At 73.9% G+C, this 8,096-nt stretch carries 4 protein-coding genes; all 4 read right to left on the reverse strand.

The features are described 5' to 3' along the window. Positions 1 to 2: 2 nt before the first annotated feature. Positions 3 to 956: an alpha/beta fold hydrolase gene (locus tag AC08OV_RS21575; RefSeq protein ID WP_476620208.1), complete on the reverse strand. Its 954-nt coding sequence runs from the start codon at positions 954 to 956 to the stop codon at positions 3 to 5. Positions 957 to 962: 6 nt separating this feature from the next. Continuing rightward, the gene (locus AC08OV_RS21580; RefSeq protein WP_476591722.1) at positions 963 to 1,340 is read right to left on the reverse strand and encodes a phosphopantetheine-binding protein; all 378 of its coding nucleotides are present in this window, start codon (positions 1,338 to 1,340) and stop codon (positions 963 to 965) included. Positions 1,341 to 1,342: 2 nt separating this feature from the next. Next, positions 1,343 to 6,340 carry a type I polyketide synthase gene (locus tag AC08OV_RS21585; protein ID WP_476614768.1) on the reverse strand — a complete coding sequence of 1,666 codons (4,998 nt, stop codon included), beginning with the start codon at positions 6,338 to 6,340 and terminating at the stop codon, positions 1,343 to 1,345. Continuing rightward, positions 6,333 to 8,096, reverse strand: a 1,764-nt coding sequence (locus AC08OV_RS21590) for an SDR family NAD(P)-dependent oxidoreductase (protein WP_476620209.1), incomplete at its 5' end; no start/stop codon positions are given. The genes AC08OV_RS21585 and AC08OV_RS21590, both read right to left, overlap by 8 nt.

An 8,096-nucleotide genomic window follows, 5' to 3' on the forward strand; every position in this document is an offset into this window, starting at 1 on the left:
CCTCACACCCCTCGCCCCTCACACCCCTCGCCGGCCGCAGCTGCCGCGTCGGCCGGGATCGGGGCCGACCGGCGCTCGGCGTTGAGATCGGGCGGCGGCACCCGCTGCGTCACCCAGTCCGGGGTGGCGAAGCGCCGGCCGTTCGCGCGCACGTAGGGCGGCGGCGGCGTCTGGCGGCGGAACAACCACCACCGCAGCAGGTCCCGCAGGTAGTGCGCGGCCTCCCGTAGCACCATGTGCGTGTGGTGCTCCAGGACGATCAGGGTGCAATCGGGCACCAGCGCGGCCAGGCCCGCAGCCTGCCCGATGATGTCGGAGTTCTCCCCGTACACCGCGAGCACCGGGACGTTCAGCGCGGCCAGCGCCTCGGTGGAGAAAGGCGGAGTCGCCAGCATGTCGGTGGCGATCGTCGTCTCCTGCAGCAGCCGCTGCGCGGCCCGGGTGGCGCGGCTGGCCACGCGCCCGGCGCCGTTGTCCAGCCACTCCTGGACCTCCTCGTCGCTCATCGCGACGAGGATCTGGGTCAGCGATCGGGCCATCTCCTCGCCGAGACCCTCGATCAGGAACGGCGGCTCGATCAGCGTCAGGCTCGCCACCCGGGAGGTGAACTCCAGCCCGAAAGCCAGCGCCATCGTGGCGCCGTAACTGTTACCCACCAGGTGCACCGGGCGGTCCACTCCGAGCTCGTCGAGCAGCCCGAGCAGGTCTGCCATCGAGTCCGCCAGCCCGTAGCCGCTGCGGGTCCGCTCGCTGCGCCCATGGCCGCGCAGATCGTAGCAGATGACGTCGCAGCCGGCATCGGCGAGGCAGTTGCCCAGCGTGAAGTAGAAGCTGGAGATGTTGTCCATCACCATGCCGTGCACCATCACGACGACCGGCGAGTCCGTGGACGCTCCGCCCCTGGGCGCCAGTCGCTGCGCATGCAGCCGGATCCCGTTCGCGATGACCTCAGCCACGGGCCTTCAGGCCGATCCCGCCGGCGCCAGCGTCGGGAGGCTGTCGACGATGAAGCGGACGACCTCGCCGACCCGCATGTTGATCACCTGGTCGACGTCCATGTCGGCAAGGAAGCCGACGAAGTCCACCGCCTCGCCGTAGCGCTCACGCAGCCGGTCGGCCAGCGCCACGAACTCGATGCTCTCCAGCTCGAGATCCTGATTGAACGAGGTGGCCATCGTGATCTCCATGTCCACGACGTATTCCTCCCCGATCACCTCCCGCAGGAGCTCCGTGACCTCGCCGAGGATCCGGGCCTCGGCCTCGGCCCGTGTGACGGCGCCGGTGCGGTCGTCCGGTTCCGGGCCGGGAGGACCCTGCCTCGTCGTGCTCTGCGCAGACATCATCAACACTCCTTCTGGCTCTGGAGACCATGCGCCTCGACCTCGGGGGAGGTCCAGGCGACTACGTAACTGACGGTAGCGACATCGACTCTTCCGGCGGAGACGCCATCGCCCACAGCGTCCTGGCGCTGCGACGGCGGTGCCCCGCCCTCGCGGGGCACCGGGCCGGTCGGTTCCGGCTGAATCCGGCCGGCGGCGTCCACCGTACGCAACGCCACCCACCGGGTCCGCTCCGGCACCGACCCGTCGGGACCATCCCCGTAGACGGTGACCCGGACCAGATCGGGCGGGGTGCCCCCCGCCCGGGAGGATGCGAGCCCATCCCTTCCCGGGAACTGGGCCGTCCCCAGGGAATGAGGGCCGTCCACGACGAACCGGCGTGGACGGCCGGCGAGGCCCGTTCCGTCGGCCTTCGCCGCCGCCTCTTTCGCCGCCCACAACCGGGTGAACCACACGGCCCGCCGGTGAGAATCGGTGCCGGCGACCCGGTCGAGCAGGCGCAGTTCGGTGGGCGCCAAGGCCGCCTTCTCGACCCCGGCGGCGCGGGACACGATCTGCTCAAGATCGATACCGACCTCCCCGTCCGCGGCGACCAGGGCCACGGCGAGCTCCGGCTTGTGGGCGAGCGACACCCACGGGGGGTCGAGCGCGGGGACACCCGGCCGCGCCGGCAGGGAGGTGATGACCGGGGCACCCACGTCGTCGTTACGGATCCCGATCTCGATCCCCCAGACGGGCCCCGCTCCCCGCTCCCACAGCCATCGCCGGACTGCGTCCTGGGCGGCGATCCGTCCCAACAGCCGGCCACGCGCCGCCCTGGGGTTGAGCGCGGCGAGCCGGGCACGCTCGGCGGCATCAGCGTAGTGGCGCACGATCAGTTCCCGCGAGGCCGCATCGGGCCAGCGGTCCACGGCGACCACCCAGCCCTCACCGGAGGGCTGCGCCACGGTGTTCAGCTCCGGCGCACGCACCATCGCCCAGAGCACGTCGTCGTTGGCGAACCGGCGGTCGGTCCACCCGGTGATGACCGCCCAGACACGCCCGTCGGCCCGCCGCACCTCCATGTCCGCGGTCACCGTGCGCTCGGCCACCTGACGGATCCGTACGACGCAGTCCACCAGGTCGCCCTCTACCGGCACCGGGCCGTGGAACCGCACGTCGGCCAGGGACTGCGGGAGCAGAAGGGAGTCGTCGGACAGATGCTCCATCGCCCAGTAGCCGAAGAGCTGGCCCACGTTGTCGAGCAGGGCGCCGGACGCCGACGGCACCCGCAGACGCCCCCGGATACCGGTCGGGGCGATCGCCTCGATCCGATGGATGCCCTGGTAGCCGGGACCGTGGAAGAGGAACCGGGCCCCGTAGAGATCCCTGCCATGATGCCGCGGGGGCCGCTCGACGGGCAGCGTCGGGCCCGTCCGGCCCACCGACAGATCGGCGGTGATCGCGGTCGGCCCGGGCGACGGCAGGTGGTCCGCCGCGAACAGCACCGTGCCGCGGGCGTAGCCGTCCACTGTCACCCGCACCGCGTCCGGCCCTGCGGGGGCGAGCGCAATGGACACCTCCACCGCCGGCTCGATCGCGAGCCAGCGCAACGCCCGAACGTCTCGGACACCGACCGGCACCCGGCCCGGCAGCAGCGCGGCGGCCTCGCCGATCATGAGCTCGAGGACCTCGGTCATCGGCACGACCGGGAACAGATCGGACATGTCCGCCCAGCCCGGCGGCTGACGGTAGAAGCAGTGGTCGACGATGTGCGGCATCGACGCCAGCGACAGCCGTCGCCGGAACATCCGCGGCCCGGGTTCGGGACTGTCACGGGGCACGGGTACCCGGCCCACCGCGGACGTCCGACCTGCGCCCGGGGGCGCAGCGCCCGGGATTGCCCCGCCCCCCGGTCCGGGTGGGGGGACCCGAGCCGGCGTCGCCCCATGCGACCAGCGGTCGACCACGGTGGACATCACCGCGTCCGCCTCGGCGAGCGCGGCCCGCAGCTCGGCGATCACCGGATGCGTCGGCACGTCACCCCCGGCCCAGGCCGGCGGGTTCCGGTGGGTCCGATCAGCACTGCCCGGGTTGAGCAGGTCGCCGGCTCCGCCGCCGAGGCGGATCAGGGGGGTGCCGAGGCTCAACCGCACCGGGGCACCGACGCGGTGCGGTCCGTTGGCCCCCCGGGGGGGCGGCGGCACCGCCGGCGCGGGTCGCGACCGGCAGGGCAGCAGGTCCATCCGGGGCGCGGCGCCTTCCGCCCACATCGCCGCCGCGACCCGCCGCAGCTGGTCCAGCCCGGGGCGCTTCACGGTATTCGTGACCAACGAGAGATGGTCGTTGCCGGGCAGGGTGTCGTCGATGAATCCCGCGACGCTGCCCACTCCGACCTGGATGAAGGCACGCACCCCGCGCTCGCGCAGCCGCTCGACGAGCTGGCGGAAGCGAACCGGTTCGACCAGGTGCCGAAGAGCGAGCGCGCGGATGGCGTCGTGGTCGCTCGGGTAGGGCGCCACCGTGGTCGCCGACCAGATCGGCACGCTCGCCTCGACGAACGTGGTGAGGGCGAGCCGCGCCCGCATCGGGTCCAGGTACGGCTCGAGGAACGGGGAGTGGAACCCCGACCGGAACGGCAGGATCTGGCCCAGCACGCCGTCGCGGCGCAGCCGGTCCAGCGCGGTGCGCACGCTGTCCTCCCGCCCGCAGATGATCGACTGATGCGGGCAGTTGTCGTGGGAGACGACGACCTCGCCGAGCCCGGCGATGACCTCCGCCGCGCGCTGCGCGCCGCAGCCGAGCGCGCCGAAGACGACCCCCGGCACCTCTAGGACGGTCGGGTCGAAGCCGGCGAGGAAGTCGTCGGTGTACTCGTTGGTGATCAGCCCACAGGAGATCATCGCGTTCCACTCGCCGATGCTGTGGCCGCCGACGAGGTCCGGGGTGATCCCGAGCCGCCGCAGCGCCACATCGAGGATCCGGCCGACCTCAACGCTCGCGACGCCATGCCGGCCGAGCATCCCGGTGTCGTCGAGGGTCGGCTTCGTCAGCCCGAAGTGTTCGCAGACATCGTCGATCCGCGGGGTGAACTTGTCCTCCAGGCCGCAGAACAGGAAGGCGGTCTGCGCCGGGGAGTCCCCACCCGGCCGCGCGGGGGCGAACATCCCTGCCGGGGTGAACCACAGGTCGTTGCGCCCCCGCCAGGGGGTGCCGCGCTCGACGACGGTGCGGGCGAGCGCCAGCCGACGGGCGGTCGGCGCGACCAGGGCCAGCCGCCACGGCCCACCGGTCGGCGGGGCCGCGGCGTCGTCGCGGGCGAGCAGTTCCGCGTCCGGGACGTCGAGCTGGGCCAGCAGGTCAGCCGCGTCGACCCCGGCGAACAGCAGCACCGGTTCGGCGTCTGGATCGACGTCCGGGTCGGCCGCCCGGTCCACCGTGGTCACCGCCGGGGCGGCGAACGTACGGGCCGCCGTCACCGCCGCAGGTGCCGGCGCCTCCTCCAGCACCAGATGGGCGTTGATGCCGCCGAACCCGAAGGCATTGACCCCCGCTCGGCGGGGACCGCCGCCGGCCGGGGTGTCCCACTCGACGGCGGCGCGCACCGGCGCGAACCGGCTGCCCGCGAACGCCGGATGCGGCTCGTCGCAGTGCAGCGTGGGCGGCAGGACCCGGTGGTGCAGCGCCAGCGCGGTCTTGATCAGAGCGGCCGCGCCCGCGGCCGGCATCGCGTGACCAATCATGGACTTGACGGAACCGATCCCGATGTCCGCCCGCCCCGGCCCGGCCGGCCCGGCCGGCGCGGTGCCGAAGATCTGGCCGAGGGTGGCGAGCTCCACAGCGTCGCCGGTGGGGGTGGCCGTGCCGTGCGCCTCGACGAGGCCGATCGCACCCGGCGCCGTCGGGTCGAGCCCGGCATCCGCCCAGGCCCGGCGGACGGCGAGCGTCTGGCCTTCGACCGCCGGGGCCATCAGCGAGGCGGACCGGCCGTCACTGGACGTGCCCGATCCCCGCAGCACCGCGTAGATCCGGTCGCCGTCGCGCTCGGCGTCGGCGAGCCGCTTGAGGACGACCATACCGACGCCCTCGCCGATGAGGATGCCGTCGGCCCGCCGGTCGAAGGGACGGATGATCTCACTCGGGGACAACGCCCGCAGCAGGGTGAAGACGCTCCAGAACGACGCCTCGTGCACGATGTGGGCGCCACCTACAATCATCGCGTCGGTCCGGCCGGACCCGAGGTCGCGCATCGCCATGTCGACGGCGATGAGCGATGACGCGCAAGCCCCGTCCACGGTGTAGGCGGGCCCGCGCAGGTCGAGCCGGTTGGCGATGCGGGAGGCGGCGAGGTTCGGCACCAGCCCGATGGACGCCTCGGGGCGCTGCGGTCCGAGCTGGGCGACGAACGCCTCCCGGACCCGTTCGACGGCCTCGGCCGGCAGATCGGGCAGGATCTCGCGCAGCGTCGTGACAATCTGGCGGGAGGTGCGTACCCGCTGTTCGAGCTTGGCGACCCCGGGACCGACGTAGCCGCCGCGGCCGAGCACCACCCCGACACGCTCGGCGTCCCCCAGCCGCTCGGGACCGCCGGCGTCCGTGATCGCCGCGGCGGCGAGCCGCAGGGACAGCAGCTGGTCGGGTTCGGTCCAGCCGACGGCGAGCGGCATGATGCCGAACTCGGCCGGGTCGAACGACGCGAACTCCTCGACGAAACCGCCACGCCGGCAGTAAAAGGCGTCGCCCGCACCGCCCGGTCCACCCGCACCGCCCGGTCCGGCGCCGGGACGGTCACCGCGGGGCGGGTCGGGGCGGAAGTAGTCGTCGACGTCGAAACGCTCCGGCGACACCTCCCGGATCGCGTCGACGCCCCCGACGATGTTGCCCCAGAAGGTGCCGAGGTCGCCGGCGCCGGGGAACAGCGCCGCCATCCCGACCAGGGCGATGGGTGGGGCGCCGCCCCCGGGCGCAGGCCGGGATCCCGACGCCGACCGCCCCCCCGGCCCGGCACCGGGCTCAGGCATCGAACGACTCCACCGAGGCGCACATGTAGACGACCTGCGCGGGCGTGCCCGCCGGAGCGGCCAGCTCCCGCAGCAGGGCGGCCACCCCGTCGGCGGGATCGATCAGGCCGATGCCACGGCGCGCGTACTCCCGGGCAAGCTCCGGGGAGACCATCCCACCACCGGCCACACCGGCCACACCGGCCACCGCGCCCCCGGCCACCGCGGGGGCCGGTCCGCCGGCCCGTGCCACGAAGTCCCGCGCCGATCCCCAGGGACCCCAGTCGACACTGACCACCCGGCCGGCGAAGCGGCCCGCACAGGCACCGGCGAGCGTGTCCAGGGCGTCGTTCGCGGCGGCGTAGTCGACCTGGCCGCGGTTGCCGAAGACGCCCGCGACACTCCCGAACAGGGCGACGAAGCCGACGTCGTCCCGCAGCGCCGCCAGCAGCGCCCGGGCACCGTCGATCTTCGTTCGGTACACCTGGTCGAACGACTCGGGCGTCTTATCCCGCAGGAGCCGGTCCGCCAGGATGCCCGCGCCGTGCACCACGCCGTCGAGGCGACCGTGGCGGGCGTAGACGTCGGCCACGACCGAGGCAACAGCGGCACCGTCACGCACGTCCACCGCGTGGTAACGCACCGACGAGGCCAGCCGGCCAAGGACCTCCAGCGTGGTGCGCACCTCCCGCTCGGCGAGCAACCGGGCGACCTGGGACTCGATCTCGGCCGGCCGGCGGACGCCGGTGGCGACGAGCGCGCGGCGCAGCGCCGGGGCGTCGAGCGCATCCGCCGTCACCGGATCCTCCGGTCCGGTGGGCGGTGGGGTGCGCCCGATCAGCTCGATGGCGCAGCCGCTGCGCCGGGCGAGCTCCACGGCGACGGCCGCCGTGATACCCCGCGCGCCACCGGTGAGCAGCACCACCGAGGAGGGGCCGAGCCCGGCGGGCAGTTCGCCTGCGTAGCCCGCCGCACCCACGTCGCCGACTTCACCGACTTCGCCCGCGACGCCCAGCTCCACCGGCCGGATCCGCGGGGTCGCGCGGACCCCGTCACGGTAGCCCACCACGGACGGCCCGCCGGGGGTGAGCAGCTCGACGAGCAGGCTCTCGGCGATCCGACGCGGTTCGTCCTTCGGTTCGACGTCGACGAGGCGGACCGCGCTGTTGGGAACCTCCCAGGCGATCGTGCGCACCAGGCCGGCGAGGCCCATCCCCGGGGTCAGCTGGATCCCCTCGTCCCCGGCGTCGCCCGGGGCGAGCGCCCCGGTGTCGTGAGGCGACGGGCGACCGAAGCGCCCGCCGTGCCCGGTCGCGACGAGCATCCGCCGGCTGCCGCCGAGGGCCGCGGCCCGCAGTGCCGCGAACGCGGCGGGAAGAACGGCGTGGTCGCCGGCGCCGGGATCGATCGAGGCGATCCACACCAGGCCGTCCGCGCCGGCGCCGGCTCGAATCTGGCCGACCAGACCCCGGTCGTCGGCGGCGAGGATGCGGGCCTCGGCACCCGCCTGCTCCAGCAACGTGGCGAGCTCGAGTCCGACCCCGAGACCGCCCTCGACGAGAAGGAAGCGGGCCCCGGCCAGCGACCCGGCCCGCCCGACCGGCTCCGGGGCCGAGGGCACGGGGACGATCTCCGGTTCGACGACGAACCGCCGTAGCGGGATCGCGGCTGTCGAGCCGGCCCCCCCGGACTTCGCGACTCCGGCGGACCGACCGGACCCGGCGGGCTCAGCCGGTTCGGTCGCGCCGACGGCATCCGGATCCACCGACGCGACGAT

Source organism: Frankia sp. CeTa3Moorea, assembly GCF_978021225.1.